General features: G+C 47.5%; 2 protein-coding genes. Both read left to right on the forward strand.

The features are described 5' to 3' along the window. Positions 1-45 precede the first annotated feature (45 nt). On the forward strand, positions 46-663 hold the full coding sequence (locus tag HWQ67_RS19405; RefSeq protein ID WP_218254343.1) for a phage antirepressor N-terminal domain-containing protein: 618 nt from the start codon (positions 46-48) through the stop codon (positions 661-663). Next, positions 654-1,092: antA/AntB antirepressor family protein (locus HWQ67_RS19410; protein ID WP_218254344.1), on the forward strand; the 439-nt coding region annotated here is incomplete at its 3' end. The genes HWQ67_RS19405 and HWQ67_RS19410, both read left to right, overlap by 10 nt.

Below are 1,092 nucleotides of genomic sequence, written 5' to 3' on the forward strand. Positions count from 1 at the left end.
CGGGATTTTTAATTCTCGGCAACTCAAAAGTTTTGGAGGTACACTATGAACGCATCTAACAACTTACCGGCAACAATCAACGTAAAGTTCCACGAGGACACACTTATCACCATAGAGCAACATGGCAGCATCTATGTTGCAATGAAACCTATCGTTGAAATTTTAGGGTTGACTTGGCATGGACAATTTCAACGCATCCAAAGAGACGCAGTTCTTTCCAAAGGTATTCGCATAATAGGAATACCTTCCCCTGGCGGCCCCCAGGAAACCACCTTCCTTGAGCTGAAGAAGTTTCACGGGTGGTTGTTCAAGGTATCTGTAAACAAAGTAAAACCTGAAATACGAGCGAAGCTCATCCGTTACCAGGAGGAGTGCTACGAGGTGCTGTACGAGCACTTTAGTCACCAAAGCAAACCTAAAGGCAGGCCAACCTTTGAATCGAAAAAGCAGAAACCCCGTGAGTTTATGGACATCAGGCGGGAAGGCGACTACGCAATAGTGCATTGGACAAACGGTGAGAAGGCCGTGTTTAACGACATAGCATTTATGCTGTTTGCAGAAACCCTTATCCATGGGAAGCGAAGCATTATGGGTCAGATTGCCATGATAGCCCTTGAACGTGCAGGGAAGGTGTTGGTTAAAGAGGTGGTGATATGCGCTTAACCGAAATCCTTACAATAACCCCTGACCTTATCCCCGTGTCGGAGTCCATAGTTGGCGACAAGAAAATTCAGACCGTAAACGCACGGGTACTGCATACGTTTCTGGAAGTTACAACTGATTACCGCCACTGGATAAAACGAAGGATTGAGGAATACAATTTCGTTGAAAATCAAGACTTTGTAGTTTCGGTCAAAAATGACCGAAACCCCTCCGGCGGTAGACCTGAGATTGATCACCACCTGACCTTCGACATGGCGAAGGAGTTGTCAATGGTGGAGCGCAACGACAAGGGCCGACAGGCGAGGCAGTACTTCATCGAGCGTGAACGCCGGTACAAGGAACTCGTCAATTGCGACCTGCCGGCGACCAACGACCCGATCCTTATGCAACTTCAGGCCATCATGGATGTCAGGGTACAACAGGTTAAAC

The sequence above is a fragment of the Candidatus Magnetobacterium casense genome, assembly GCF_019173545.1.
GTDB classification, from domain to species: domain Bacteria; phylum Nitrospirota; class Thermodesulfovibrionia; order Thermodesulfovibrionales; family Magnetobacteriaceae; genus Magnetobacterium; species Magnetobacterium cryptolimnobacter.

Coding starts and splice junctions, on each gene's coding strand:
- HWQ67_RS19405 (WP_218254343.1), top strand. CDS start 46: ATGAACGCATCTAACAACTTACCGGCAACAATCAACGTAAAGTTCCAC.